The 25,577-nt window shown below is 35.9% G+C and carries 32 protein-coding genes; 7 read left to right on the top strand and 25 right to left on the bottom strand.

Annotated elements, in window-relative coordinates; genetic code table 11:
- Positions 1 to 2: 2 nt before the first annotated feature.
- From rplF to rpsJ, 17 genes are all read right to left on the bottom strand, one after another.
- A complete protein-coding gene (gene rplF, locus HHH54_RS03485) occupies positions 3 to 539 on the bottom strand; it encodes a 50S ribosomal protein L6 (RefSeq protein WP_198617451.1) in 537 nt (178 codons plus the stop codon).
- Between the two features lie 24 nt (positions 540 to 563).
- Entirely contained in the window at positions 564 to 962 is a 399-nt protein-coding gene (gene rpsH, locus HHH54_RS03480) for a 30S ribosomal protein S8 (RefSeq protein ID WP_198617450.1), read from the bottom strand.
- 30 nt (positions 963 to 992) lie between these two features.
- Complete coding sequence (locus HHH54_RS03475) at positions 993 to 1,178, bottom strand: type Z 30S ribosomal protein S14 (protein WP_198617449.1); 186 nt, start codon at positions 1,176 to 1,178, stop codon at positions 993 to 995.
- A 21-nt stretch (positions 1,179 to 1,199) separates the two neighbouring features.
- Positions 1,200 to 1,739, bottom strand: a complete 540-nt coding sequence (rplE, locus tag HHH54_RS03470) for a 50S ribosomal protein L5 (protein WP_198617448.1) — start codon at positions 1,737 to 1,739, stop codon at positions 1,200 to 1,202.
- Between the two features lie 24 nt (positions 1,740 to 1,763).
- Complete coding sequence (rplX, locus tag HHH54_RS03465) at positions 1,764 to 2,081, bottom strand: 50S ribosomal protein L24 (RefSeq protein WP_198617447.1); 318 nt, start codon at positions 2,079 to 2,081, stop codon at positions 1,764 to 1,766.
- Positions 2,082 to 2,123: 42 nt separating this feature from the next.
- Positions 2,124 to 2,492: a 50S ribosomal protein L14 gene (gene rplN / locus HHH54_RS03460; protein ID WP_198617446.1), complete on the bottom strand. Its 369-nt coding sequence runs from the start codon at positions 2,490 to 2,492 to the stop codon at positions 2,124 to 2,126.
- Between the two features lie 30 nt (positions 2,493 to 2,522).
- Positions 2,523 to 2,786, bottom strand: coding sequence for a 30S ribosomal protein S17 (gene rpsQ, locus HHH54_RS03455; protein WP_198617445.1), 264 nt, complete (start codon positions 2,784 to 2,786; stop codon positions 2,523 to 2,525).
- 26 nt (positions 2,787 to 2,812) lie between these two features.
- The gene (rpmC, locus tag HHH54_RS03450; RefSeq protein WP_014613220.1) at positions 2,813 to 3,022 is read right to left on the bottom strand and encodes a 50S ribosomal protein L29; all 210 of its coding nucleotides are present in this window, start codon (positions 3,020 to 3,022) and stop codon (positions 2,813 to 2,815) included.
- Entirely contained in the window at positions 3,012 to 3,446 is a 435-nt protein-coding gene (gene rplP, locus HHH54_RS03445) for a 50S ribosomal protein L16 (protein ID WP_198617444.1), read from the bottom strand. Before rplP ends, rpmC begins: the two co-directional genes overlap by 11 nt.
- Before the next feature lie 2 nt (positions 3,447 to 3,448).
- Positions 3,449 to 4,102 (bottom strand): 30S ribosomal protein S3, encoded by a 654-nt coding sequence (gene rpsC, locus HHH54_RS03440; protein ID WP_198617443.1) that lies wholly within the window; start codon positions 4,100 to 4,102, stop codon positions 3,449 to 3,451.
- 22 nt (positions 4,103 to 4,124) lie between these two features.
- Positions 4,125 to 4,478: a 50S ribosomal protein L22 gene (rplV, locus tag HHH54_RS03435; RefSeq protein WP_198617442.1), complete on the bottom strand. Its 354-nt coding sequence runs from the start codon at positions 4,476 to 4,478 to the stop codon at positions 4,125 to 4,127.
- Positions 4,479 to 4,509: 31 nt separating this feature from the next.
- Positions 4,510 to 4,788, bottom strand: coding sequence for a 30S ribosomal protein S19 (rpsS, locus tag HHH54_RS03430; protein WP_014613216.1), 279 nt, complete (start codon positions 4,786 to 4,788; stop codon positions 4,510 to 4,512).
- Between the two features lie 64 nt (positions 4,789 to 4,852).
- Complete coding sequence (gene rplB, locus HHH54_RS03425; protein WP_198617441.1) at positions 4,853 to 5,686, bottom strand: 50S ribosomal protein L2; 834 nt, start codon at positions 5,684 to 5,686, stop codon at positions 4,853 to 4,855.
- A gap of 28 nt (positions 5,687 to 5,714) precedes the next feature.
- Positions 5,715 to 5,990, bottom strand: a complete 276-nt coding sequence (gene rplW, locus HHH54_RS03420) for a 50S ribosomal protein L23 (protein WP_198617440.1) — start codon at positions 5,988 to 5,990, stop codon at positions 5,715 to 5,717.
- Complete coding sequence (rplD, locus tag HHH54_RS03415; protein ID WP_198617439.1) at positions 5,990 to 6,613, bottom strand: 50S ribosomal protein L4; 624 nt, start codon at positions 6,611 to 6,613, stop codon at positions 5,990 to 5,992. The genes rplW and rplD overlap by 1 nt, the downstream gene beginning before the upstream one ends.
- Positions 6,614 to 6,639: 26 nt before the next feature.
- A complete protein-coding gene (gene rplC, locus HHH54_RS03410; RefSeq protein WP_198617438.1) occupies positions 6,640 to 7,299 on the bottom strand; it encodes a 50S ribosomal protein L3 in 660 nt (219 codons plus the stop codon).
- A 27-nt stretch (positions 7,300 to 7,326) separates the two neighbouring features.
- On the bottom strand, positions 7,327 to 7,635 hold the full coding sequence (rpsJ, locus tag HHH54_RS03405) for a 30S ribosomal protein S10 (protein ID WP_001118667.1): 309 nt from the start codon (positions 7,633 to 7,635) through the stop codon (positions 7,327 to 7,329).
- A 379-nt stretch (positions 7,636 to 8,014) separates the two neighbouring features.
- Here rpsJ and HHH54_RS03400 point away from each other — a divergent pair, with 379 nt between their 5' ends.
- On the top strand, positions 8,015 to 8,398 hold the full coding sequence (locus HHH54_RS03400; RefSeq protein ID WP_198617437.1) for a hypothetical protein: 384 nt from the start codon (positions 8,015 to 8,017) through the stop codon (positions 8,396 to 8,398).
- 48 nt (positions 8,399 to 8,446) lie between these two features.
- On the opposite strand, the gene HHH54_RS03395 is transcribed toward HHH54_RS03400, so the two are convergent.
- A complete protein-coding gene (locus HHH54_RS03395) occupies positions 8,447 to 9,781 on the bottom strand; it encodes an NCS2 family permease (protein ID WP_198617436.1) in 1,335 nt (444 codons plus the stop codon).
- 116 nt (positions 9,782 to 9,897) lie between these two features.
- On the bottom strand, positions 9,898 to 12,030 hold the full coding sequence (locus tag HHH54_RS03390) for a DNA topoisomerase III (RefSeq protein WP_198617435.1): 2,133 nt from the start codon (positions 12,028 to 12,030) through the stop codon (positions 9,898 to 9,900).
- Positions 12,031 to 12,170: 140 nt separating this feature from the next.
- Here HHH54_RS03390 and HHH54_RS03385 point away from each other — a divergent pair, with 140 nt between their 5' ends.
- The 3 genes from HHH54_RS03385 (at position 12,171) to mspA (ending at position 13,831) form a co-directional block, all read left to right on the top strand.
- On the top strand, positions 12,171 to 13,049 hold the full coding sequence (locus tag HHH54_RS03385) for a GNAT family N-acetyltransferase (RefSeq protein ID WP_198617434.1): 879 nt from the start codon (positions 12,171 to 12,173) through the stop codon (positions 13,047 to 13,049).
- A gap of 100 nt (positions 13,050 to 13,149) precedes the next feature.
- Entirely contained in the window at positions 13,150 to 13,317 is a 168-nt protein-coding gene (locus HHH54_RS03380) for an SE1832 family protein (protein WP_198617433.1), read from the top strand.
- Between the two features lie 196 nt (positions 13,318 to 13,513).
- On the top strand, positions 13,514 to 13,831 hold the full coding sequence (gene mspA, locus HHH54_RS03375; protein WP_198617432.1) for a membrane stabilizing protein MspA: 318 nt from the start codon (positions 13,514 to 13,516) through the stop codon (positions 13,829 to 13,831).
- A gap of 151 nt (positions 13,832 to 13,982) precedes the next feature.
- Here the strand turns inward: mspA and HHH54_RS03370 are convergent, their stop codons facing one another.
- From HHH54_RS03370 to HHH54_RS03360, 3 genes are all read right to left on the bottom strand, one after another.
- Positions 13,983 to 15,134, bottom strand: a complete 1,152-nt coding sequence (locus HHH54_RS03370; protein ID WP_198617431.1) for an aminotransferase class I/II-fold pyridoxal phosphate-dependent enzyme — start codon at positions 15,132 to 15,134, stop codon at positions 13,983 to 13,985.
- Positions 15,135 to 15,271: 137 nt separating this feature from the next.
- Positions 15,272 to 18,409 carry an efflux RND transporter permease subunit gene (locus HHH54_RS03365; RefSeq protein ID WP_198617430.1) on the bottom strand — a complete coding sequence of 1,046 codons (3,138 nt, stop codon included), beginning with the start codon at positions 18,407 to 18,409 and terminating at the stop codon, positions 15,272 to 15,274.
- A 98-nt stretch (positions 18,410 to 18,507) separates the two neighbouring features.
- Entirely contained in the window at positions 18,508 to 19,776 is a 1,269-nt protein-coding gene (locus HHH54_RS03360; protein ID WP_198617429.1) for a lipid II:glycine glycyltransferase FemX, read from the bottom strand.
- Positions 19,777 to 19,863: 87 nt separating this feature from the next.
- On the opposite strand from HHH54_RS03360, the gene HHH54_RS03355 reads away from it, so the two are divergent.
- Complete coding sequence (locus HHH54_RS03355; RefSeq protein ID WP_198617428.1) at positions 19,864 to 20,115, top strand: hypothetical protein; 252 nt, start codon at positions 19,864 to 19,866, stop codon at positions 20,113 to 20,115.
- Here the strand turns inward: HHH54_RS03355 and HHH54_RS03350 are convergent.
- Positions 20,075 to 20,872, bottom strand: coding sequence for a VOC family protein (locus tag HHH54_RS03350; RefSeq protein ID WP_198617427.1), 798 nt, complete (start codon positions 20,870 to 20,872; stop codon positions 20,075 to 20,077). The genes HHH54_RS03355 and HHH54_RS03350 overlap by 41 nt on opposite strands.
- 289 nt (positions 20,873 to 21,161) lie before the next feature.
- Between HHH54_RS03350 and HHH54_RS03345 the strand changes: the two genes are divergently transcribed.
- Both HHH54_RS03345 and HHH54_RS03340 read left to right on the top strand, forming a co-directional pair.
- The gene (locus HHH54_RS03345; protein WP_198617426.1) at positions 21,162 to 21,602 is read left to right on the top strand and encodes a MarR family winged helix-turn-helix transcriptional regulator; all 441 of its coding nucleotides are present in this window, start codon (positions 21,162 to 21,164) and stop codon (positions 21,600 to 21,602) included.
- A gap of 156 nt (positions 21,603 to 21,758) precedes the next feature.
- Positions 21,759 to 23,840 (top strand): DUF8508 domain-containing protein, encoded by a 2,082-nt coding sequence (locus HHH54_RS03340; RefSeq protein ID WP_349771830.1) that lies wholly within the window; start codon positions 21,759 to 21,761, stop codon positions 23,838 to 23,840.
- 82 nt (positions 23,841 to 23,922) lie between these two features.
- Here the strand turns inward: HHH54_RS03340 and moaA are convergent, their stop codons facing one another.
- Together moaA and mobA are read right to left on the bottom strand one after the other, a co-directional pair.
- A complete protein-coding gene (gene moaA, locus HHH54_RS03335; protein ID WP_198617424.1) occupies positions 23,923 to 24,945 on the bottom strand; it encodes a GTP 3',8-cyclase MoaA in 1,023 nt (340 codons plus the stop codon).
- A gap of 20 nt (positions 24,946 to 24,965) precedes the next feature.
- Positions 24,966 to 25,574: a molybdenum cofactor guanylyltransferase MobA gene (gene mobA, locus HHH54_RS03330; RefSeq protein WP_198617423.1), complete on the bottom strand. Its 609-nt coding sequence runs from the start codon at positions 25,572 to 25,574 to the stop codon at positions 24,966 to 24,968.
- Between the last annotated feature and the right edge of the window lie 3 nt (positions 25,575 to 25,577).

Below are 25,577 nucleotides of genomic sequence, written 5' to 3'. Positions count from 1 at the left end.
TATTATTTACCAGTTTTACCTTCTTTACGACGTACATATTCACCTTGGTAACGAATACCTTTACCTTTATAAGGTTCTGGTGGGCGAACATCACGAATTTTTGATGCTGTTGCACCTACTAATTCTTTGTCGATACCTTCAACCTTAACTGTTGTGTTTTTCTCTACAGAGAAAGTAATACCTTCAGCAGCTTCGATTTCAACTGGATGTGAGTATCCAACGTTTAATACAAGGTTTTTACCTTGAAGTTGAGCACGGTAACCAACACCGATCAATTCAAGTGTTTTTTCGTATCCTTTAGATACACCTTGTACCATATTGTTAATTAACGCACGAGTTGTACCATGAACAGTTCTGTGTTCTTTAGAATCTGATGGTCTAACAACTTCAAGTGTGTTTTCTTCTTGTTTATATGTCATTTCTTCATTTAAAGTTTGTGATAATTCACCTTTAGGTCCTTTAACAGAAACTGTATTACCATCGATAGTTACAGTTACGTCGCTAGGAATCTCAATTAATTTTTTACCGACACGGCTCATGTTATGGCACCTCCTTATTTAATATTACCAAATGTATGCTAATACTTCTCCACCAATATTACGTTTTCTAGCTTCTTTATCAGTGATAACACCTTCAGAAGTAGATACTAATGCAATACCTAAACCATTTAATACTTTAGGTACTTCGTTTGCTTTAGCATAAACACGTAAACCTGGTTTTGAAATACGTTTTAAACCTGTAATAACACGTTCGTTATTTGAACCATATTTTAAGAATAAACGGATAACACCTTGTTTATCATCTTCGATATATTCTACATTCTTGATGAAACCTTCATTTTTAAGGATTTCAGCAATTTCTTTTTTGATATTTGATGCAGGTAATTCTAATTTTTCGTGACGCACCATGTTTGCGTTTCTTACACGAGTAAGCATATCTGCAATTGGATCTGACAATGTCATAGTTTGTTGCCTCCTTTCAAGAATTAAATTTTACCAGCTAGCTTTACGTACGCCAGGGATTTGACCTTTGTAAGCTAGTTCACGGAAACAAATACGGCAAAGTTTAAATTTACGATATACAGAATGTGGACGGCCACAGCGTTCACAACGAGTATATTCACGGACTTGGAACTTTTGTTTACCTTGTTGCTTAGCAACCATTGATTTTTTAGCCACTTAATTAGCCTCCTTTAGAGATTATTTTTGAAATGGCATACCGAATTGTGTTAACAATTCACGAGCTTCCTCGTCAGTGTTAGCAGTTGTAACGATAACGATATCCATTCCACGTACTTTTGATACTTTATCATAATCAATCTCAGGGAAAATAAGTTGTTCTTTAACACCTAATGTGTAGTTACCACGGCCATCAAATGCGTTTTTAGAAACACCGCGGAAGTCACGTACACGTGGTAATGATACTGAGATTAATTTATCTAAGAATTCATACATTCTTTCACCACGTAAAGTTACTTTAGCACCAATTGGCATACCTTCACGAAGACGGAATGTCGCAACTGATTTTTTCGCTTTAGTAATAAGTGGTTTTTGACCAGTGATTGCAGTTAATTCCTCAACAGCTGTATCTAATACTTTAGAGTTTTGAACTGCATCACCAACACCCATATTTACAACAATTTTGTCGATTTTTGGTACTTCCATTACTGAACTGTAGTTAAATTTCTTAACTAAGCTTTCTGTAACTTCTGAATTGAACTTTTCTTTTAAACGATTCAAAGTGGATCCTCCTTTCACCTATTATTACTTATTAGACTTGATTTCTTCGCCTGATTTTTTAGCGATTCTAACTTTTTTACCATCAACGAATTTATAGCCTACGCGTGTAGGTTTATTTGTTTTAGGGTCTAATAATTGTACGTTAGAAACATGAATAGCTGCTTCAGTTTCTAAGATTCCACCTTCAGGATTGAATTGAGTTGGTTTTTGGTGTTTTTTAATCATGTTAACACCTTCCACAACGACACGGTCTTTTTTAGGTTCAGTTGCTACAACTTTACCTGTTTTACCTTTGTCTTTACCTGCGATAACGATTACGTTGTCACCTTTTTTGATATGCATGTGGGCACCTCCTTGAATTTGTGTTTTTTACTGATTCTTATATTAAAGTACTTCTGGAGCTAGAGAAACGATTTTCATGAAGTTTCCTTCACGTAACTCACGAGCTACTGGACCGAAAATACGAGTTCCACGTGGTCCTTTGTCGTCACGAATCACTACACATGCATTTTCATCGAATTTGATGTAAGAACCGTCTTTACGACGTACACCAGATTTAGAACGTACAACTACAGCTTTAACAACGTCGCCTTTCTTAACAACGCCTCCAGGTGTAGCATTTTTAACAGTAGCTACGATAACGTCACCAATGTTAGCTGTTTTACGGCCAGATCCACCTAATACTTTGATCGTAAGCACTTCACGCGCACCAGAGTTGTCTGCTACTTTTAAACGTGTTTCTTGTTGGATCATGATTGAACCTCCTTTATCTATTAATAGTCATTAAATAATTACTGATTCTTCGACAATTTCTACTAAACGGAAACGTTTTGTCGCTGATAAAGGACGCGTTTCTTGGATTTTAACGATATCTCCTAGTTTAGCTGAATTGTTTTCGTCATGCGTTTTATATTTTTTAGAGTATTTAACACGTTTACCATATAGTTTATGTGTTTTGTAAGTTTCAACTAAAACTGTAACTGTTTTGTCCATTTTGTCTGAAACTACTTTACCAACGTAAACTTTACGATTATTTCTTTCGCTCACTTTCGTAACCTCCTCTTTCAATTAAATTATTGGTTCGCTTTCCCTTGTTCTAATTCTCTTTCACGTGCAACAGTTTTAAGACGCGCAATAGTTTTTCTTACTGTTTTAATGCGAGCAGTCTCTTCTAATTGACCTGTAGCTAATTGAAAGCGTAGGTTAAAAAGCTCTTCTTTTGAAGATTTGATTTGTTCTTCGATTTCTGAAGTGGTTAAGTCTCTAATTTCCTTAGCTTTCATTTGTTTCACCACCCAATTCTTCACGTTTTACAAACTTCGTTTTAACTGGAAGTTTGTGGCTAGCTAAACGTAATGCTTCACGCGCTACTTCTTCAGATACACCAGCTACTTCGAATAAGATTCGACCTGGTTTTACAACTGCAATCCAGCCTTCTACTGAACCTTTACCAGCACCCATACGTACTTCTAAAGGTTTTTTAGTATATGGTGTGTGAGGGAAGATTTTAATCCAAACTTTCCCGCCACGTTTCATATAACGTGTCATTGCAATACGCGCTGATTCGATTTGACGAGATGTGATCCAAGATGTTGTTGTTGCTTGAAGACCATACTCACCAAAAGTTACAAAGTTACCGCCTTTTGAACGACCTTTAGTGTCAGGACGATGTTGACGACGATATTTTACACGCTTTGGTAGTAACATAATTATTTTCCTCCTTCACTATTTGTCTTAGTAGGAAGAACTTCTCCACGATAAATCCATACTTTAACACCTAACTTACCATAAGTTGTGTCTGCTTCAGCATGTGCATAATCGATGTCTGCACGTAAAGTATGAAGTGGTACAGTTCCTTCTGAATATTGTTCAGCACGCGCGATGTCTGCGCCTCCTAAACGACCTGATACTTGAGTTTTGATACCTTTAGCACCTAATTTCATTGCTCTGCCGATAGCTTGCTTTTGCACACGACGGAATGAAGCACGATTTTCTAATTGACGTGCAATATTTTCAGCAACTAAACGAGCATCTAAATCAACTTTTTTGATTTCTACTACGTTAATGTGAATTTTCTTATCAGTTAATTGGTTTAATTTGTTACGTAGCTTTTCAATTTCTGATCCGCCTTTACCAATTACCATACCTGGTTTACCAGTGTGAATTGCAATGTTAATGCGATTTGCAGCACGTTCAATTTCAACGTGTGACACTGATGCGTCTTTCAATGCATTATCAATAAATTTACGAATTTTTAAATCTTCGTGTAAAAGTGATGCGAAGTCTTTTTCAGCGTACCATTTAGCTTCCCAGTCACGGATAACACCAACACGAAGTCCGATTGGATTAATTTTTTGACCCACGGTATTCCCTCCTTGTATTTAATTAAGCTTCTTTAGCTTCTTCTTTACCATCACTTACTACGATTGTAATGTGACTTGTTCTTTTATTAATTGCGCTTGCACGTCCTTGAGCACGTGGACGGAAACGTTTTAATGTTGGTCCTTCGTTAGCGTATGCTTCTTTTACAACTAATTCGTCTGTATTCATACCATAGTTGTGCTCTGCATTAGCTAAAGCGGACATTAATAATTTTTCAATAACAGGAGAAGATGCTTTATCTGTAACTTTTAAGATAGCTACTGCTTCTCTTACATCTTTACCTCTGATTAGATCTAAGACTAATCTTACTTTACGAGGTGCGATTCTGATAGTTCTAGCAACCGCTTTTGCTTCCATTCGTGTTTCCTCCTCTACTTATCGGAATTTATTATCTTCTAGTTTTTTTGTCGTCAGCTGCGTGACCTTTGAATGTACGTGTTGGAGCAAATTCACCTAATTTGTGACCAACCATATCTTCTGTTACATATACAGGTACATGTTTACGGCCATCATATACTGCGAATGTGTGTCCAATGAAATTTGGGAAAATCGTTGAACGACGTGACCATGTTTTAATTACTTGTTTCTTTTCGCTGTCGCCTTGCGCTTCTACTTTTTTCATTAAGTGATCATCGACGAAAGGTCCCTTTTTAATACTACGAGCCATAGTGGCGCCTCCTTTCTTATTATGTGCGTGCAGCGATTACGCCGCACACCCAAATAAGCTATTTTTATTTTCTTTTACGTCTACGTACGATAAGTTTGTCAGAACGTTTTTTACCACGACGTGTTTTCTTACCAAGAGTTGGTTTACCCCATGGTGACATTGGAGATGGACGTCCGATAGGTGCACGACCTTCACCACCACCGTGTGGGTGATCGTTAGGGTTCATTACAGAACCACGAACTGTTGGTCTTTTACCTAACCATCTTGATTTACCAGCTTTACCAACGTTCACAAGTTCATGTTGAAGGTTACCAACTTGACCAATTGTTGCACGGCAAGTTGAAAGAATCATACGTACTTCACCTGAACGAAGACGAACTAATACGTATTTACCTTCTTTACCTAATACTTGTGCACTAGCACCAGCTGAACGTGCGATTTGACCACCACGTCCTGGTTTTAACTCAATGTTATGAATTGTAGTACCTACAGGAATATCTTTCAATGCAAGTGCATTACCTACTTTGATATCTGCATCTGAACCACTTTCTACAGTTTGACCTACTACTAAACCTTTAGGTGCAATAATGTAGCGTTTTTCACCATCTGCATATACGATTAATGCAATGTTTGCTGATCTGTTTGGATCATATTGGATTGAGTGTACTTTACCAGTCACTCCATCTTTATTACGTTTGAAATCAATAACACGATATTGACGTTTATGTCCTCCACCGTGATGACGTACTGTCAATTTACCTTGGTTGTTACGACCCGCTTTTTTCGGTAGCGGCTGTAATAATGACTTTTCAGGCTTAGACTCAGTGATCTCAGAGAAGTCTAATGTAGTCATATTACGACGACCATTAGTAATTGGCTTATAATGTTTAAGAGCCATTGTCGCTTACCTCCTTATTGGTATGTTTTTAGTTGAATAGGTTGATTTGACCTTCTTTAATAGTAACAATCGCTTTACGGCGTCTGTTAGTGTAACCTTGATAACGACCCATGCGTTTTTTCTTTGGTTTGTAGTTAATAATGTTTACATTAGAAACTTTAACTTCAAAGATTTCTTCAACTGCTTTTTTAACTTCAGTTTTGTTCGCACGAACGTCAACTTCGAAAGTATATTTATCCTCCGCCATAGCGTCAGATGATTTTTCAGTGATTACGGGGCGCTTTAGAATATCTCTAGCTTCCATTATCCGAGCACCTCCTCAACTTTTTTAGCTGCTTCTTCTGTGATTAAGATACTAGTTGCATTAGTGATATCTAATACGTTTAATCCTTCTGGTGTAGTGATTTGAACACCTGGGATGTTACGTGCAGATAATTCAACATTTACGTCTTCACCGTTTGTTACAACTAATACTTTTTTAGGTAATTCTAAGTTTGTTAAAGTTGTTTTGAAGTCTTTTGTTTTTGGAGCGTCTAAGTTAAAGTTATCAACAATTTTAAGTCCATTGTCTTGAACTTTAGCTGAAATTGCTGAACGTAACGCTAAACGACGCATTTTTTTAGGCATTTTGTATGCGTAACTTCTTGGAGTTGGTCCGAATACGATACCACCACCACGCCATTGTGGCGCACGAATTGTACCTTGACGCGCACGTCCTGTACCCTTTTGTCTCCATGGTTTACGTCCACCACCACGAACTGCTGAACGGTTTTTTACCGCGTGAGTTCCTTGGCGTAATGAAGCGCGTTGTAAATTAATCGCTTCGAATAATACATCATTGTTAGGTTCAATTGCGAATACTGCATCGCTGAGTTCAACTGTGCCCGCTTTAGAACCGTCAACTTTTAATACATCATAATTTGCCATTATGCATTTCCTCCTTTCACTACTGATTATTTATCAGCTTTGATTGCTGTTTGGATTTGAACAAAACCTTTTTTAGGGCCAGGTACATTACCTTTAACTAAAATTACGTTGTTTTCCGCATCTACTTGAACAACTTCTAAGTTTTGAACAGTTACAGTGTTACCGCCCATACGGCCTGGTAATTTTTGTCCTTTGAATACGCGAGAAGCATCAGATGCCATACCTACAGAACCTGGTGCTCTGTGGAAATGAGAACCATGTGACATTGGTCCACGGCCTTGATTATGACGCTTGATTGCACCTTGGAAACCTTTACCTTTTGAAGTAGCTGTAACGTCGATAACGTCACCAACTTCAAATGTATCAACTGTGACTTCTTGACCTACTTCGTAATTCTCAACACTCATGTTTCTGAATTCACGAACGAAGCGCTTAGGTGCAGTGTCAGCTTTTTTAGCGTGACCTTCTTCAGGTTTGTTAGCATATTTATTTGTTTTACCATTTTTGTTATATGCTTCTTTATTTTCGAAACCGATTTGGATTGCGTTGTAACCGTCAACCTCTTCAGTTTTCTTTTGTAATACTACGTTTTCTTTTGCCTCTACTACTGTTACAGGGATCAAGTCTCCGTTTTCACCGAATACTTGTGTCATTCCAATTTTTCTTCCTAAGATTCCTTTGGTCATCGAAAGTCCACCTCCTAAAATTTTCTATTATAATTTAATTTCGATGTCTACACCAGATGGTAAGTTAAGACCCATTAAAGCGTCTACAGTTTTTGGTGTAGGGTTAACAATATCAATTAAACGTTTGTGTGTACGTTGTTCGAATTGCTCACGAGAATCTTTATATTTGTGTACCGCGCGAATAATTGTGTAAACAGATTTTTCTGTTGGTAATGGAATCGGACCAGATACATCCGCTCCAGAACGTTTTGCAGTTTCCACAATTTTTTCAGCTGATTGATCGATAACGCGGTGATCGTAAGCTTTTAATCTAATTCTGATTTTTTGTTTTGCCATCATTTACCCTCCTTATACGTCTTCATTTAGTGATAGACTTCTCCACGAAAACTATCTCACACATCGCCATGGCAAAGCGGCCGGGTGTGTCAGTAACCTTTCGCTTCATCGCATTAAAAGTCCAACATTTGACATCATACACGACTACGCATATGTATGTCAAGACTTTTCATAAAGTTTTTGTTGCCTTTTTGCATACCATGTTATTTTACTGTAAATAACTTTTAAGTTCAACCTTTTATCTCAATTTTTTTAGGATAAAATCATGTTTTTTGGTGTTTTTCTTTTTACACATTATAATATATAGTAGATGAATGGATAACTTAATATCCTTTTTACTAATTTTATATAATCAATTGTTTATCTAGAAGGTGATTTGATGAAACGAAACTCAAAAAGTGCGCTTATTATTTTAGGAATAATCGTGCTTATCTCTGAATTTATATCTGGTTTTCCATTTATTGGAGGTATTTTTATTTTAGCTTCTGGTTGGCAGTTGCTCGCATTTAATGCCTTTATTTATCTTATTATGTTACTTGTTCTTGTTTTCGATCGTCAAAGCGCAATTAAACCGATGCTTGTAATTCCACTAATCGGTATTATTGCAAACGCGATAGCTGTTGTGCCGTTTTTAGGCATGTTGCTTCACTGGTTAATGGTCGGACTGACTATTTTCTTTTTATTAGTTTTATTCATGACACCTGTGTATCTATCTAATCGAAACGCAAAAGTAATGTATGATCATAAAACAATGTATAAATAAAATTAAAGCTAGAAGTTAGGAATTAGTTCCTAGCCTCTAGCTTTTTATTTAACCGTGTACAAAAATAAAATATAGAATAAAGATCACCATCAGTCCATACATAATCGGGTGAACTTCTTTATAACGTTTAGTCAATAACATCGTAATTGGATAGAAAACAAATCCGCACGCAATACCTGTTGCAATTGAATATGATAAAGGCATCATAATGACTGTAATAAATGCAGGTACAGCCACTTCAAACTTCTTCCAACTAATTTCTGCTAAGTTAGATGCCATCAACACACCAACTACTACGAGTGCTGGTGTTGTAACAGCAGGTGTTACAACCGCTGTTAATGGACTGAAAAATAACGCAAGTAAGAAACATAAAGCTGTCACTAAACTTGCAAATCCTGTACGTGCACCTACAGCAACTCCAGCTGTTGACTCTATGTAAGACGTTGTCGTTGTCGTACCAAAAATAGCGCCCACCATTGTTGCTAATGAGTCAGAGAATAAAGCACGTCCTGCTCTTGGTAATTTATTATCTTTCATAAACCCTGCTTGTGATGCAACAGCAACTAATGTTCCCGCAGTATCAAAGAAATCAATAAATAGAAATGTAAGGACCACAATCAAGAACTGAATCGTAAACAGTTGTGCTGGATCTTGAAATGTCTCAAATGCTGCGCCGAACGTTGGTGCGATACTTGGTATTTTACCGATTACAGATGACGGCGGTGCGATTTGTGACGTTAGTAATCCCACAATCGCTGTAATCACCATTCCAATAAAAATAGCTCCTGGAATTTTTTTCGCATAAAGTACAACTGTTAAAATCAACCCAAATATCGCAAGTAATACAGATGGCTCTGTAATATTACCTAACGTGACTAAAGTTGATTCTTCATTAGTAATGATCCCTGAACTTTGAAGGCCAACAAATGTAATAAATACTCCAATACCTGCTGAGACTGCCATCTTCATTTCATAGGGAATGGCGTTAATAATGGTTTCCCTTAGACCTGTGACCGTTAATATCGCAAATATAAAGCCAGAGAAAAATACACCTGTTAAACCGACTTGCCATGGAATCCCCATACTCTCAACAACTGTGAATGCAAAGAATGCAGAGAGTCCAATCCCCGGTGCAAGGGCGATAGGATAACGTGCAATAAAGCCCATAAATAAACAACCTACAATAGCTGCTAGACACGTTGCAACAAATATCGCACCTTGATCCATACGTTGTTCAGGTGAAACACCTTCAACACCTACTAAGCTTAGAACTTGAGGATTAACTGCTAAAATATATGCCATAGATAAGAAAGTCGTAAGACCACCAAATATTTCACGCTTATAATTTGTGTGGTACTTGTCAAATTGGAAATATCGTTTCACTGTTTCTTCTCCTCTTTTTTAAAATACTTTCATAGTTTAATACGTTTAGCACTTGATTTCAATATGAAATACGAACTTTTCATCTTTTTCTATATCTTATGTTCGAGATTTAGAGTTTATAGTTTCAATCCTTGCAATGCATCTTTAAATGGATTGTTATCTAACTCCTCGTCTTTCATATACTTTTTCATATCTCGTTTAGATACTTTATCTTTCCCTTTATTTTTAAAGCGCTTGTCCATATTTTCTTGAGTTTCTGTAAATCCACACACACAACGATATGTTGCACTTTTTCCAGTACCGAATTTTGTGAGGCGCTTCTTACATTGCGGACATCGTGCTTTTGTTTTAGTTTGTACATCTTTTTTTGTCTTACATGAAGGATCTTGGCAAACCAACATAGAGCCATTTTTAGTTTTAACTTTTAACATAAACTTACCACACGTTGGACATTCCGCCGTCGTCAAATTATCATGTTTATATTTTTGGTCACTGTTTTTAATTGTTTGAATGATTTCATGGGTAAACTGTTTCATTTCATTTATAAATTGTTGACGTTGATATTTACCTTTTTCAATTTGCGTTAATTTATCTTCCCATTCTGCTGTTAATAATGGAGAAGTAAGCGCTTCTGGAGCAAGTTCTAATATTTGACGCCCTTTAGAAGTCACTTTGATTTTACCGTCTTGATTTTCAATCGCATTCATTTTGAAAAGCTTATCAATAATATCTGCACGTGTCGCAACTGTTCCGATACCACCTGTTGATTTTAATGTCTGTGCTGAGCGCTTATCTTTAATTTTAATAAACTGGTCTGGGCGCTCCATCGCTTTAAGTAATGTGCCTTCATTAAAATAAGGCGGCGGCGTTGTTTCATGTGAGTGAATTGTAGCACCTTGTGTTTGAATTACATCCCCTTCTTTTAAGGAGATACGCGTATGATTAACAGTTTGATTTTTTTGTAATGCTTTGAATCCTAATTGTAGCGTTTCATGGGATTGATGTTGGAACTTTTCTCCATTGATATTTAGCGTTATTTTCTTTTCTTTATATTGATACGGGCGTGATAAGACTTCTAAAAATCGTTGAACGACTAATAAATACACATTTTTTTCGCTCGCAGATAATTGTTCTAAATGTGGTCTTACTTCAGTTGGAATAATTGCATGGTGGTCAGACACTTTATGGTTATTTATAAACTTCGCCTTAGCAGTGAATGTTTGCTTAATTAACGCTTTAGCCGCTTCACGGTAATCTGTCGCCATTGTCGCTTGTACACGTTCTTGTATCGTATCTGCCATATCTGTTGTTAAATAATTAGAGTCTGTTCTTGGATATGTCACCAACTTATGACGTTCATATAACTGCTGTAATGCATTTAAAGTTTGCTTTGCACCCATCCGATATCTCTGATATGCCGCTTGTTGTAAATCAGTTAAATTATATAGTAAACCCGGATAAGTCTTTTTTGTTTTTTCTTCCACTGATGTCACACGTGCTGAATGATCTCGAATATTTTCAACAACCTTCTCTAGCGCTGTACGATCAAAAATACGGTGCTGATGAATATATTCAAATGTGGCGTCTTGATATTGCACAGTCAATGTATAATAACTACGCGGTTGGAACTGTTTGATTTCTTGTTGACGTGTCGCTACCAGTTGAATCGTAGGCGTTTGTACACGGCCTAAAGACAATTGTGCATCATATTTTGTAGTTAGCGCACGAGTAGCATTAATCCCAACAATCCAATCTGCTTCACTTCGTGCGAGCGCTGCTTGATACAAATGATTATATGCTCTACCGTCTTTCAAATGTTTAAACCCTTCGCGAATCGCTTTTTCAGTAACTGAACTGATCCATAAACGTTTAATCGGTTTACGGATATGCGCTTTATCAATAATCAATCGGGCAACAAGTTCTCCTTCACGTCCAGCATCTGTCGCGATAATAATTTCTTTCACGTCATCTCTTTTCATCAGTTGTTGTACGGTATTGAATTGCTTACGTGTTTTACCAATCACAACCGTTTTCATAGTTTTAGGGATAATTGGCAAATCGCTTAATACCCACTTCTGATACTTTTTATCATATTGCTCTGGTGTGGCATTTGTCACTAAATGACCTAACGCCCAAGTAATAATATATTTATTATTTTCAAAAAAACCATTGCGTGCTTGTGTCACATTTAATGCTTTAGCAATATCACGTCCGACAGAAGGCTTTTCTGCTAAAATTAATGATTTCATAGTTTATCTTCCTTTATATGATGTATTGGCCTTATTGTAACACGTTCAACTTACTGCATACACATCCATTTATCCCTTCTTTCAATTCTTTCTAAAACCACTTATAATAAATATAAGTATTTCTTTGGAGGAGGGGCATGATGGAGATTACTAAAGCAGAGTCAAAATTAGAAGTTATGACATTTATTCAAGATAACGTCAACAAGGCACAATCTTATACGAATAAGCTTCCATTAAAATCTGAAGCAGGTTTATCACTTTTTATAGATGAAATTATGGAAACGACAGGTATATATATTGTAAGAGACAATCAAACGATCCAAATGGCACTCATGTGCATGCCGTATTTTGAAGGTCGTTTTAAAGTTATAGGCCCAATTATCAAGCAAGGTTACACACCAACTGGTCCAGTGTTTAAATCCTTATTTTATGAAATGATTCAACATCACGATCCCCATACAACATATTACTTTGCTTATGCAGCTGAACATCAACATATTAAGTCCTATATGAAAACGATTGGTGCGTCATACACTTTCACAGACTACTATTTAGAAGCACAAAACGATATTGGGGAGTCTGAGAACTTACATCACATGATCGAGTACCACCCAAACTATTTCCGTGCATTTCAAAAGTTACATGAATCCACTTTCACGCATAATGCGATGTCAGCTCGAGACATTGAAGCTTCATTAGATGACAATCATCATCTCTTTTTATATATGGCAGAAGGTATATTAAAAGGGTATCTATATTTGATTATTGATACACAACATCAGCACGCTGAAATCAAGTACTTTTCGTCCCATTCGGATTATCGCTTAAAAGGTATTGCTTTTGATTTAATACAACATGCGATTCACTTTGCTTTAAATGAAAAAGAGGTCACTCAAATTTATTTTAAAATTCGAAGTAAAAATCATCGCCTTGTAGAACGTTTTAACGAACTTGGTTTCCATATCTCATCAGAATATCGTAAATTTAAATATGTATCCGGTAATCAATTGACATTTTGACTGTAGTTCCATCACAGTAATATGATTAACGCATCCGATTTATGATTATTGAAAACGCATGTTATAATAAATGTTAATAAAAAAGGAGGATGTTTGTTTTATGGGATTAGAAGATCAATTAGAAGAATTAAAATTAGACTATATTCGATTACAAGGAGATTTAGAAAAGCGTGAATCAACATCTCAAGCCGTTGACCCACTGATTCAACAACTCGAAAGTATTGAAAAACAAATTTCAGAATTACGTACACAACTTCGTCAACAGTAATTACATAGTTTGTAATAAATACATCGTATAAGGCGCCAATCATCCCCTCTTTTGAATGATATGAGCTATTTTTAAAATGTATATAGGATTGCAATTGATTTAAGGAAAAGTAACAATCCAAACATGCGCCTAATGATGATAATGTTGTTTTATTTTTGAAATCTCCAATTGATATAAAGTAGAAAGGATGCAGGTCATGTTACTCTATTTGATACTCTTACCACTTTTGTATCTCGTTGTGAGCTATATCAGTATCTTTAAGATGAACATGAGACTTCCTAAAATTTTACGTGGTCTCATGGGGTTATTACTTATTATAGTCGTCGCAACTTCTTTAACGTATTACCCGGCTTCAGCATGGTGGTTGTTTGTAGTGCTAGTACTGTTAATCGCAAATATTGAAATTACCGCATTTAAACATGCTAAAGGCGATCAAAAAGGAGTCCAACTTTTAAATTTAGTTTCTATATTGATAGTAGTAATCTATATTATCTTAGCATTTGTAGTAATGTAACACAGAAAAGTGTGCAGATATAAATCTAATCAAAAAAGACTGATTCTCATTTTATGTGAAAATCAGTCTTTTTTATACAATATCAAACTGGAAATGATGAGATCACGCATCTCTTGTAAAGTTTTCAAACGCAACAATACGAAACTTGTTTTTAATGATATAAATGTTGTATAGACACAAGACGATTTAAAGCTTCTTTGAGTTGTGCTTCATCTATAGAAAATGAGACACGTACGTATCCCTCACCACGTTCACCAAACGGATGCCCAGGCGCTGCTAATATTGATAACTCTTTTAGTAAATATTCAATAAACGCATCACTTGAATATCCCGGAGGACATTGTAGCCATAAGAATATACCACCTTTAATAGGTTCGTGTGGAATATCAGCCTCTACTAGTGCGCGCTCAATGATATCTCGTCTACGCGCAAAGATTTCATTTTGCTCTTCTAAAACATCATCACACTCATTTAATGCAACTGTACATGCATCTTGTAATGCACCATACATGCCTGCTTGCGTGTGTGTATGATATTTTTGTAAATTTTTAATAATGTCCGCATTACCTACCGCAAAGCCAACACGATATCCTGACATATTGTAGCCTTTTGAAAATGAAAAGACTTCAACAGCCACATCTTTCGCCCCTTCTGCTTGTAATATACTCGGATTCGGATGATCAAAACCAAACGCTTGATACGCAAAATCATGCACAATTTTTGTTTCTGTGCCTTTGAAACGATTGATTGTATCTTGGAAAAATTCCGGTGTAGCTACAGAGCCTGTTGGGTTGTTTGGATATGTTAAATAAATGAGTTTCGTTTTTGATGTATCAATATTTTCCCAATCCGGTAAATAATGATTTTCAGGTAATAATGGTAATGGGTTCGGTTGCCCTTTTGCGAGTAAAACTCCTGCTAAATAATCAGTGTATCCAGGATCAGGTAATAGGACTTCTTCACCAGGTTCAATCGTACACGTTGGTAAAGCTACAAGACCGTTTTTAGTCCCATATAGTATACATACTTCTTTTTCAGGATCGAGCGTGACATTAAATTGACGTTGATAAAAATCAACTATGGCTTGTTTAAAGGTATCTTTTCCTTGAAATGCGAGATACTTTTGGTTCTCTGGTTTTAAAATCGCTTGACTCAGTTCATTTAATATTACTTGTGGTGTATCTGAATCAGGTATACCTACTGCTAAGTTAATTAATGGCAATGGGCCATGTTCGACTTTTCTTCCCATTGTCTTTCCAAAATAACTATCCGGAATTTCATTCAATATTGTTGTATAACTCATACTTACTCCCCTTCTATAATAGACTACACATCTTAGAAGTAGGACATACTTTGATTCAGAATACAATCAGAATTCAATAGCTTATACTGTCCTCACTTCATAAGATGCTTATCTATTATTAAAATGTCTTATGATGTTTACTTTATCATTTTACGCTTCAGTGTAAATAGAATTTCGTAAATAACGGGTACTACAATTAATGTTAGTAATGTAGATGATAATAACCCACCAATCACTGTTGCTGCAAGTCCTTTTGAGATAAGAATTGAACTATCTTGTCCAAAAAGTAAAGGAATCAATGCACCGATTGTTGCAATCGCGGTCATTAAAATAGGTCTAATACGCGTGCCTCCCGCTTCTAACAACGCTTCTTTCATCGTTAAGCCTTGTCTTTCATTCGTAATAACACGATCAATTAACACGATAGCGTTAGTTACGACAATACCGATTAACATGAGCACACCAATCATGCTTGGTACAGATAATGTTTCACCTGTAAAAATAAGTGCAAGGACTACACCTATCACAGTATACGGTAGTGAAAATAAAATTGTAAATGGTGCCAATGCACCTTTGAATGTTAAAACTAACACTAGATAAACGATAATAATCGCTGCAAGCATAGCAATCGCAAGTTGAGAGAATGCATCTTGAATATCTTCGTTTGTACCACCGAGTGAAGTATGCACATCACTTGGTGTATCTAACTGTTCAAGTTTTTTCAGAACTTGTTGTGAAATGGCACCCACATCATCACCTGAGATTTGGCCAGTTACTGTGCTTGTATAATCTCCACCTTCTTTAACCAGTGAATTTGGTGTCGTCGATTTTTCTATTGACGCGATATCACTTAATGTTGCATTAGGGTCAACAGGTGTCGGTAGTGGTGTTTCTTTTAATTTTTGTTCAGTCCAATGTGTTTCTTTTTCATGTTTAACGACAACATCATATGTGTGTTGTTTGTCTTTTACTTGTGACACTGTCACTTCAGGAATATTTTGATTTAACAGTAATGCAAGTTGTCCTGCAGTCACACCGTAACGACTTGCACGATCCGAATCAACTTTAACGCGATATTCTTCATATGTTTCTGTAAGGTCAGATTTAACATTCGTCAATCCGTTAACCGTTTTCATTTCTTTTTCAACTGATTTAACTGTACCTTCAATCGCTTTTGTTGATGGTCCTGTCACTTTCACTTCTAATGCATTATTCATACCACCTGTTCCGATATCCAGTTGTTGCCATTCACCTTTATGATGATAACGGTCGATATCGTTTAAAACTTTTTCAGGTTCTTCATCAAAGTTTGGTGTATCAGATGCATATTCTACCATTAATGCCATATTGTTTGTATCGCCTGTTGGGTCTATCGGCGACTTGCCACCTACTGAATATTGAACATTTTTAACATATTTGTTGTTTTGCAAATATTTGTCGACTTGCTCGGCATTTTTTAGAACACCTGCTTCAGTTTCTCCAGGTTTAGCCGTATATGTTAACGCCATAAATTTATCTTCGCCTGTAGAAATAAAGCTTGTTCCCACTTTCATGACACCTAAAATGAGCACACCAACAAGTAATAACGTACTAAGTAATAATACAATCCACTTATGATTAAGACTCCAGTTCAGCACTTTTCTATACCCAGTACCTACTACACCCAATTGTGTTTGGGATTTTTTCTTTAATCCTTTTTTGAAAAAGACCGAACCTAACATTGGTACTACTGTAATCGAAATTAATAATGAGGCGAGTAAACTAAAGCTCACTGCATAAGCAAACGGTCTAAACATTTGACCTACTGAGCCAGTTACGAATGCCAATGGTGCAAACACAACGATGGTTACTAGTGTAGATGACATAATCGGTATAAACACTTCTTTTGTCGCAGAGACAATGAGTGGTTCGCCCGATAAAGGTTCATCCGTTCGATTAAGCCGTCTATATATATTCTCTATGACTACAATAGAGTCGTCGATAACACGACCTACCGCTACTGTTAACGCACCGAGTGTCAGGATATTTAAGGAAACATCTGTTAATTTCAATGCCATCATCGCGATTAATAATGACATCGGAATGGATACAAGTGCAATGGCCGTCATTCGTATATTACGTAAGAATAGCATAATAACAATAATCGCAACAATAGATCCTAAAAGTGCTTTTTCAATCATCGTGTTAAGTGAGTCTTGTATTGGTTTAGCTGTATCCATAATTTGAACAGATTTAAGATCTTTATTGTCCTTAATAAAGTCATTAACAACTTTATCAACTTTATTCGCTACAGCCACTGTATTTGCATCTTGTGCTTTAATGACTTGGATATCAACTGCTTCTTTACCATTTGTTCTTGATATCGAATCACGTTCATCTAATAATTTTACTTGAGCTATATCACTTAATTTAACTTCACGTGGTGTTGATTCACTTTCTGGAGGTTGTGTCATTGTTTGAGCAGATGATTCTGGTTGGTCATTTTGCTTAGAATCGTCTTCGCTTGATGTACTATTACTTTGTTGAAGGGCTGTGACTGGGATGTTCATATCTTTTAAAGCATTTACAGATGTGAATTGACCATCTACTATCACAGACTTTTCAGTATCTCCAAATTGGAATAGTCCGAGGGGTGCTTCTTTAGTTGCTCCCTCAATATAGTCAGTCACTTGTTTTTCGTTAAGTCCAATACCTTGTAATTTTTCTTGGTTAAATTGAATACTTACTTTACGTTCTGTTTGACCATTGAGATTTACATTTTGAACACCATCAATAGTTTGGAGCTTTGGAATGAGGTTGTTTTTTACTTTTGAAGTTGCTTCTTTTACATTATCGTCTTTTTGTAAGACAGAGTAGGCTACGACTGGAAATGCATTCATTGAGTTACGTTGAATATCTGGCTCTTCGACTTGATCGTCAAAGTTGATTTTGCTCAATGTTTTTTGTATTTTTTGTTCTGCATCATCTAAGTTTGTTTTTTCGTCAAAATTTATTGTAATCAGTGAAACATTGGATAGCGATTCTGTTTTAACACTCTCTACATCTGCCATCCCCCGAATTTGATCGTCAATCGGATCACTGACTTCTTTCATTACGGTTTCTGGTGTTGCGCCTGGCATTGCAGTTGCAATCGTCATCGTAGGAGGTTCGACATCAGGTAATAATTCAAGACGCATTTTAAAACTTGAATAAATACCTCCAATGATAACTAACAATACCATCAACATAACCGCGAATTTATTTGATAGTGAAAAGTCTATCAATTTTTTAATCATATGAGTACCTCCATTATTATATTCATATGTAAAATAGGAGCGAGTCGTTAAAGATGAATCTATAAATCGTCCTCACTCCTACTTATTCACATGTCTCTCTATCTCCGGTTATCTTTGATTGCTTTGAGTTTACGCACAATTTTAATTTTGGCTTGTGTCAATTGTGGCTTAAACTGCTCTACAGCTTTATACACCACTGGATTTAAAACAAAGTCAAATTCTCCAATTTTCTCACTTAAATGCGTCCCCCATGCTTTTTTGAATGCCCATAGTCCATAATGACTTGATGATTTGCTTGGGTTATTATCCGTACCACCAAAATCGTACGTTTTCGCTCCTTTTTCTCGTGCAAATTTCATCATTTCAAATTGCATATGATGGTTTGGTAAGAAGTCACGATAGTGATCAGATGAAGCTCCATATAAGTAGTATGACTTATGTCCAGCAAACATTAATAACGCTCCTGATAAATAGATACCTTCTGGATGTGTCGTTTTGAGTTCTTCAAGCTCTTTAATCAGTTCATTATTTTTTTGTTGCTTCAATTCAACATCTTTAATTTTATTTTTAATCTTTTTAGATTGTGTTTTCTTTTGCTTGAGTTTGTCCTTTTCTTCTTCTAATGCTTCATCTTCTGCTTTAAAACTTTTGAGCGTAGAGATTGGATCTAATTTCACTAAGAAGAGTTCAGCATCTCCATCTGGATGTAACGCATCATAAATTGTTTCAAAATAAGAAACATCACGTGTTAAAAAGCCATCTCGCTCACCTGTTTCTTTCATAAGGTCTGCGAATATTTTAAGATCTTCACGTGACTTGCGCTCAACAACCGTACCACGTTTCATGGCCAAACGCACTTTTGAACGATTACGATTTTCAAAGCTTTGAATGAGTTCTTCATCCGTTTTATCAATTGGTGTGATCATTGTCATTCGAGGTTGAATGTAATCTTTAGCTAATCCATCTTTAAATCCTTTGTGACGGAAACCTAAATCTTTTAATTCTTGAACTACAGTCATTCCTTTATCGACTTCGACATCGGGATCAATTTTAATTGTATATGCTTTTTCAGCTTTTGCGATTTTTATCGCTTCTGCTAAAAGTGTTTTAACAGCACGTAAATCTGTATAATCAACTACAAACCCTCTTGATACATAACAAAGTGTATAGGGCGTACGCGGAATTTTTTTAAATAGTAATTGTCCTACGCCTTTAATTTCTCCATTTTCACCTACAGCGATACGTTTAGCGTACCAACCTGTTAACTTTTTGGTCTCACCCCATTGTGTTAACTGAAGTAAATCACCATTCGGATGACTTTTTACAAAAGCATCATGATCTTGATTCGTAATATTCATTAACTTCATTCTTTTCTACTACTCCTTATCTAACGAAATCGTATTAAATTAGCCTTATATCTTATTGTGTTATAATCTGTGACGGAGGTCAAATTAATGCGAAATATTATTTTAATCTTATTTTCAATCATCAATTTAGTGGGATTGATACTTACATTTCAAACTTTAGGAATCGATTACTTAAGCATTCGAATTCTAATTGTTGCATTAACTACAGTCTTATCTGTGTATCTTATATTACTGTACCAAACACGCACGCAACGCATACTTGCACTATTCAGTTTAAGTATTGCGTTAGTTCATGTTGTTATGCTAGTTCGTGCGGTTTATTTAACGTTGTATCATTAGGTGGCACAAATTGATATGTCGCACCTTTGATACGAATTTGAACGGGGGCTGTAATCGTCTCATCAATGAGTCGTATACTTTCTATCATATCCTCTTTACCTTCTGTGATTTTAAACTTTACAGGTGTATTAGGATGTTGAAGTACTGTGACTTTATCTGACGATTCAACTACTTCCATACCTAGCCATTGTTGCCAGTTGTCAACCATCATTTGTCTCTGATATGTACGAAATCCTACTGTATCTATTTTTAAATGACTTTGAAAGTGCGTTTGTAACTCGGAACGTCGCGCTTCGTCACTTTGTTGCCATTGGATAAAGAATGGGGATAAAGCTGAACATAACGTAGTGTCAATATATAACAATTGCCATGAAAGTGTATGGCCTTTTTTATTTTGACGTGTCATATCAATTGGACCAATCGTTTTAATCCCTTTCATTTCCAGTTCCTGTTGCAACCCTTCAATATTATTCGTACGTAAACAAATTTTTTTAAATCCTTGTTTCGCATCATTTTCTAAGATAGAAGATGCAAAAGACTGTTTACCTTCATTTGTTTTCGATTGTTGCTTAACACGTCCATGATCGAAGCGGTCTAGTAATTCGATGTAACTAAGATCAATATGAATGAGTCGATTGTATGTTCCTAATTTTTCATGTCGACCTCCATTATGAATTTTTAAATATTGCCCGGGAAATTCAAACCTTTTTAAATTATCTATATAATGTATGATATGGTCAAATTGAATCTCTATCATGTCATCGCCTTCCTCATCAAAAAGTCCTAATGCTATTTTATCAAATATTCTTAATGAAATCTCTTTGAAATATCTTATCTCATTTTTATGACATCGTGTCTATATTGCGCTCACAAGACTTCATCGTCCCTCTTGTAAAATTCAACCAACATTAACATTATCACCTCTATTAAACTATGTTAGACATGCTATAATAATTTATAAATAGTGTTAAATTCATTATAATTTTTGAATGTTTCACAAGTATGAAACATGACTGCTTCTCAATACCTATAGAAAGGAGTTATTTATGCAACCTTCAGACTTATTTGATCATTTCACCCGACTATATCGTCCTTATATTAAGCTCACTCAACCTTTATTAGATCGATACGATATACATACTGCGCAATGGTTAGTGATGAAAGATATCGCGTTACATCCTGAGACAACACTTGTACAAATTTCAAAGCGACGATCCATCGAAAAACCAACAACACGTAAAATTTTAAAAGCCATCGATGATAGAGGTTGGCTCAATGTTAAACCGGGTGAAGATAAACGTGAAAAGTTGCTCAGTTTGACAAAAACTGGCCAATTTGTACATCACAGTGTTAAAAAACGCATTGAACAATTACAGCGTGACGTACTTAATACTATGGACATACCTGAAGAAAACCTTGAGCAAACGAATATCGTACTAGAACAGCTCTACCATCATTTGTTATATCAGATACATCAGTCTGACTAACCTACTTGTAATGATTTTGGGGTTATATTCGCTTCTAAGAATTCGCACCATTTACTACTATTTTTAGGAGGATTTGTTTTGAAACGTCACGTATTTAAAGTATATTTAATGTTTTTACTAATATTAAGTGGGTTTGGTGTTATTTTTTCAAGTTACATGTCCACCAATGCCGCCGAATCCGTTACTCAAATTCATGACATTCAAGGGGCTAAACATCAATCTGAATATAAAGATCAATTTGTCCAAAATGTAGAGGGGATTGTCACCTATCAATATGAGATAAAAGGACAACACTATCTGCACATCCAAACACCTGACAAGCATACTGATAAAGATTTAAATACATCAGAAGCGCTTATCGTCTATACGGGCAAAACACCTTCAGACGTTAAAGTTGGGGATCTTGTGCATGTTTCAGGTACCATTCGTGAATACGCGATTGAGGGGTATCGTGATCGACAAGAAACAGATTTACCAATTACTGAACTTGATGCACGTCAAAGTGCACGTGGCGCTATCGTAACCAAAGCATCTAATCAGAAGTTACCGAAACCAATTAAAATTAAACACATACCTCGTCAAATCGCATCAGATCAACACTTCAATGTATATGACCGTAACCAATATGCGATTGACTTCTGGGAATCCCTAGAAGGTATGCGCGTTGAATTTGGCAATGTTCGCAGTGTCGGTCCACAACAATATGGTGATATTTTTGCTGTATTACATCAGCGCAAGAAAGAAACTGAAAATGGCGGCGTTCTCTTACAACCTTCTGACCAAAATGGAGACCGTATTGCATTTAAACTCATGGACAACCAAAATGAAGCAGAATCATTTAATGTCAAAACGGGTGATACGTTTAAAGGTCCAATTACAGGAGTTGTCGGATACGGCTATCAAAATTATAAAGTGTTAGTAGATACAAAAGATATGAAGGATGCGTTCCATGAGAGTCAAAGTTACCCAAAAGGAACAAAAATTGAACCCGATCCTGATAAATTGACTATCGCTTCTTATAATCTAGAAAACTTTTCAAACAATAAAAAGACATCATCTGATGACAAAGCACAAAAGCTAGCTAAGGGAATTGTAACGCACATGAAAAAGCCCGATATTATCGGTGTAACAGAAGTCCAAGATAATAATGGTCCAGATAAAGGAACAGCTGAAGCGAATCAATCTTATCAACGATTGATACAAGCCATTGAGGCAGCAGGAGGTCCAACTTATCGATACATCAATATCGACCCAAACAATAATCAAGATGGCGGACAACCTGACGCAAATATTCGTGTAGGTTTCCTATATAATCCACAACGCGTTACGTTTGACGATCATATCTCGCCAGGAGATGCCTCTACAGCTGTAGGCTATAAAAATGGGAATTTAACGCACAATCCTGGTCGTATCGCACCGAATTCAGAGGCATTTCAAAATTCACGCAAACCTTTAGCAGCACAATTTAAATTCAATGGTGAGCAAATTATTGCGATTGTAAATCATTGGAATTCTAAAGGTGGAGATGACCCATTATTTGGTCAAAAGCAGCCAGTTGCGTATGAAAGCGAAGTACAACGACAACAAATAGCTGAGCTCGTCGGTGCTTTTGTAGATCAAATTCAACAAGATAATCCAAATGCGCACATCGTTTCAGTTGGTGACTATAATGACTTTCAATGGTCAGATGCTGTACAAACACTCGCTTCTCATGGTTTGTACAATATGGTAAATGATGTTGAAGCAGCATTAAGATATTCTTATGTTTACCAAGGTAATAGCCAAACACTAGATCACATACTAGTAAGCGAAAACCTTAAACCATATACACTACTAGACATGATTCATGTAAATAGTGACTTTACAGATATGTCAGGTCGTGCAAGTGATCATGACCCGTTACTCGCACAAATTGACTTTAAGCAATACAAAGCATCACAACACACACCTACCGAGGATACACAAGAACCATCCAAATCGGTTATCGATCAAAAAAAATCTGAAGGTCAATTGTATATTCAAAATTTAAAACAATTACCACAATCAGAAAAGAATCAATATAAAGCCAAAGTTTCAAGTGCTGAAACTTTTGGTGAGATTCAAAAAGCAATTAACACCGCAAAAAAACATAATGACCAATTACCAACAACTGGTGAACGTTTTGCGATATTCGGCATTATTCTAGGTCTACCTTTATTAATCGTTGGATTGATTCTCATTTTTAAACGTCCACATTAACACAAAAAGTTGGGATAAGCACATGGTTTTGAGAAATTATGATATCTCTTCAAACTCACAATGTGCTGTCCCAACTTTTTTATTATCCACCTATATAGTTCATATTAATTTTCTTTTTACGTCGATTTTTAACAGTTTGTTCTGTTCTTTCTTCAGAATAGCGGTCATCTCTAATGCGCCATAATGATTTCAATTGTTCCTCAACTTCTTCATCTGTAGCATCACTTCTTAAAAGCGGACGGACGTCAAAGCCATCAACGGTACTAAATAAACAACCATAAAATTTACCATCTGAAGATAAACGCGCTCTTGTACAAGAATGACAAAATGAGTCAGATACACTCGTAATCAGTCCAAACTTCGATGTAGATCCTGCATAACGATAATATTTCGCAACCTCGCCATAGTACTGCGGTGGCACTTTTTCGATATCGAACTGTTGTTCAATCTTATTAAGCATCTCGTCCTTAGTAACCACTTTGCTAAAATCCCAACCATTATCATTACCAACATCCATAAATTCAATAAAACGAATCGTTATCGCTTTATCTTTAAAATATTGTAGCATCGGAATAATTTGATCATCGTTAATGCCTTTTTGTACAACGACATTCACTTTAACATTAAATCCGATTGATAAGGCATAGTCGATTTGTTCTAAGACTGTTGAAGCTTTAATATTACGATTATTAATACTTTGAAAAAGCTTGTCATCAATGGCATCTAAACTCACGTTTAAACGTCTTAATCCAGCATCATATAATTTTTGACCATGCTTTTTAAGTAGTAAGCCATTTGTAGTAAGTCCAATATCTTCAATGCCATCGATTTGATTAATTTGTTCTATCAATAGATGTAAATCACGACGCATTAAAGGTTCTCCACCTGTGATTCTTACTTTTTTAACGCCTAATTTAGCATAAATGCGTGTGATGCGCACAAGTTCCTCAAATGATAGCAATTCGTTTTTAGGTAGAAAAACATAATCGTCTCCAAAAATTTCCTTTGGCATACAATAATCACATCGAAAATTACAACGATCTGTGACGGAAATGCGCAAATCACGAATAGGTCTACCTAATTTATCTAAAATCTGTTGTGTCATATGCGCCCTCCTTTTATCGTTTACTCTGTTATTTCAGATTTTAATCTTTCTAAGTCTTCTTGTGTGTTAATATTTTTGTACCAATATGATGGTCCCTGAATCGTATTAACATCTAGCCAGTCTGCGGAAACTTGGTCATAAAGATGTTTCATACTTAAATCTTGCGAATAGAGTACCGCTTCAATAACTGACATGACGCGTTGATGATAGAAAGCAATTGTCGGAATTGGATAGCCATCTGACTGAAACCCAGCGACATCTAATTGTTCTTCGATAAGATTTTGAACCATAAACTGATACAACGCACTAATAGCTTTATCCGTTACCATAGGTGTATCAACAGAAATAACGAAATATACATCTTCATCTTGTTCATTTTGTTGCATTGCACTATATATGCCAGATAACGGACCTTTATTTTGATGTTCAACTTGATCAATCACTACATTGTGATAATTAAATTGTGACGCTAATTGTGCGTTAGTACTAATGATAATTTCATTAAATAGATTCGTGGATTCTAAAGTATGAATTAACTTTTGATAAAACGCTTCGTTTTCAATGGTCGCAAAAGCTTTGTCAGAACCAAAGCGTCTTGACTGACCACCTGCTAAAATGATTGCCTTCATCTG

It is taken from the genome of Staphylococcus canis (genome assembly GCF_016238445.1).
Classification (GTDB): Bacteria; Bacillota; Bacilli; order Staphylococcales; family Staphylococcaceae; genus Staphylococcus; species Staphylococcus canis.
The sequence above is the reverse complement of the archived record's forward strand: the minus strand, read 5'-3'. Positions and strand labels throughout refer to the sequence as shown.

Excerpts from the sequence above, each read along its gene's own strand:
- rplF (WP_198617451.1), bottom strand. The coding sequence starts at position 539 with ATGAGCCGTGTCGGTAAAAAATTAATTGAGATTCCTAGCGACGTAACT.
- rpsH (WP_198617450.1), bottom strand. The coding sequence starts at position 962 with ATGACATTGTCAGATCCAATTGCAGATATGCTTACTCGTGTAAGAAAC.
- rplX (WP_198617447.1), bottom strand. The coding sequence starts at position 2,081 with ATGCATATCAAAAAAGGTGACAACGTAATCGTTATCGCAGGTAAAGAC.
- rplN (WP_198617446.1), bottom strand. The coding sequence starts at position 2,492 with ATGATCCAACAAGAAACACGTTTAAAAGTAGCAGACAACTCTGGTGCG.
- rpmC (WP_014613220.1), bottom strand. The coding sequence starts at position 3,022 with ATGAAAGCTAAGGAAATTAGAGACTTAACCACTTCAGAAATCGAAGAA.
- rplP (WP_198617444.1), bottom strand. The coding sequence starts at position 3,446 with ATGTTACTACCAAAGCGTGTAAAATATCGTCGTCAACATCGTCCTGAC.
- rplV (WP_198617442.1), bottom strand. The coding sequence starts at position 4,478 with ATGGAAGCAAAAGCGGTTGCTAGAACTATCAGAATCGCACCTCGTAAA.
- rpsS (WP_014613216.1), bottom strand. The coding sequence starts at position 4,788 with ATGGCTCGTAGTATTAAAAAGGGACCTTTCGTCGATGATCACTTAATG.
- rplB (WP_198617441.1), bottom strand. The coding sequence starts at position 5,686 with ATGGCTCTTAAACATTATAAGCCAATTACTAATGGTCGTCGTAATATG.
- rplW (WP_198617440.1), bottom strand. The coding sequence starts at position 5,990 with ATGGAAGCTAGAGATATTCTAAAGCGCCCCGTAATCACTGAAAAATCA.
- rplD (WP_198617439.1), bottom strand. The coding sequence starts at position 6,613 with ATGGCAAATTATGATGTATTAAAAGTTGACGGTTCTAAAGCGGGCACA.
- rplC (WP_198617438.1), bottom strand. The coding sequence starts at position 7,299 with ATGACCAAAGGAATCTTAGGAAGAAAAATTGGAATGACACAAGTATTC.
- rpsJ (WP_001118667.1), bottom strand. The coding sequence starts at position 7,635 with ATGGCAAAACAAAAAATCAGAATTAGATTAAAAGCTTACGATCACCGC.
- HHH54_RS03400 (WP_198617437.1), top strand. The coding sequence starts at position 8,015 with ATGAAACGAAACTCAAAAAGTGCGCTTATTATTTTAGGAATAATCGTG.
- HHH54_RS03390 (WP_198617435.1), bottom strand. The coding sequence starts at position 12,030 with ATGAAATCATTAATTTTAGCAGAAAAGCCTTCTGTCGGACGTGATATT.
- HHH54_RS03385 (WP_198617434.1), top strand. The coding sequence starts at position 12,171 with ATGGAGATTACTAAAGCAGAGTCAAAATTAGAAGTTATGACATTTATT.
- HHH54_RS03380 (WP_198617433.1), top strand. The coding sequence starts at position 13,150 with ATGGGATTAGAAGATCAATTAGAAGAATTAAAATTAGACTATATTCGA.
- mspA (WP_198617432.1), top strand. The coding sequence starts at position 13,514 with ATGTTACTCTATTTGATACTCTTACCACTTTTGTATCTCGTTGTGAGC.
- HHH54_RS03370 (WP_198617431.1), bottom strand. The coding sequence starts at position 15,134 with ATGAGTTATACAACAATATTGAATGAAATTCCGGATAGTTATTTTGGA.
- HHH54_RS03365 (WP_198617430.1), bottom strand. The coding sequence starts at position 18,409 with ATGATTAAAAAATTGATAGACTTTTCACTATCAAATAAATTCGCGGTT.
- HHH54_RS03360 (WP_198617429.1), bottom strand. The coding sequence starts at position 19,776 with ATGAAGTTAATGAATATTACGAATCAAGATCATGATGCTTTTGTAAAA.
- HHH54_RS03355 (WP_198617428.1), top strand. The coding sequence starts at position 19,864 with ATGCGAAATATTATTTTAATCTTATTTTCAATCATCAATTTAGTGGGA.
- HHH54_RS03350 (WP_198617427.1), bottom strand. The coding sequence starts at position 20,872 with ATGATAGAGATTCAATTTGACCATATCATACATTATATAGATAATTTA.
- HHH54_RS03345 (WP_198617426.1), top strand. The coding sequence starts at position 21,162 with ATGCAACCTTCAGACTTATTTGATCATTTCACCCGACTATATCGTCCT.
- HHH54_RS03340 (WP_349771830.1), top strand. The coding sequence starts at position 21,759 with ATGTCCACCAATGCCGCCGAATCCGTTACTCAAATTCATGACATTCAA.
- moaA (WP_198617424.1), bottom strand. The coding sequence starts at position 24,945 with ATGACACAACAGATTTTAGATAAATTAGGTAGACCTATTCGTGATTTG.
- mobA (WP_198617423.1), bottom strand. The coding sequence starts at position 25,574 with ATGAAGGCAATCATTTTAGCAGGTGGTCAGTCAAGACGCTTTGGTTCT.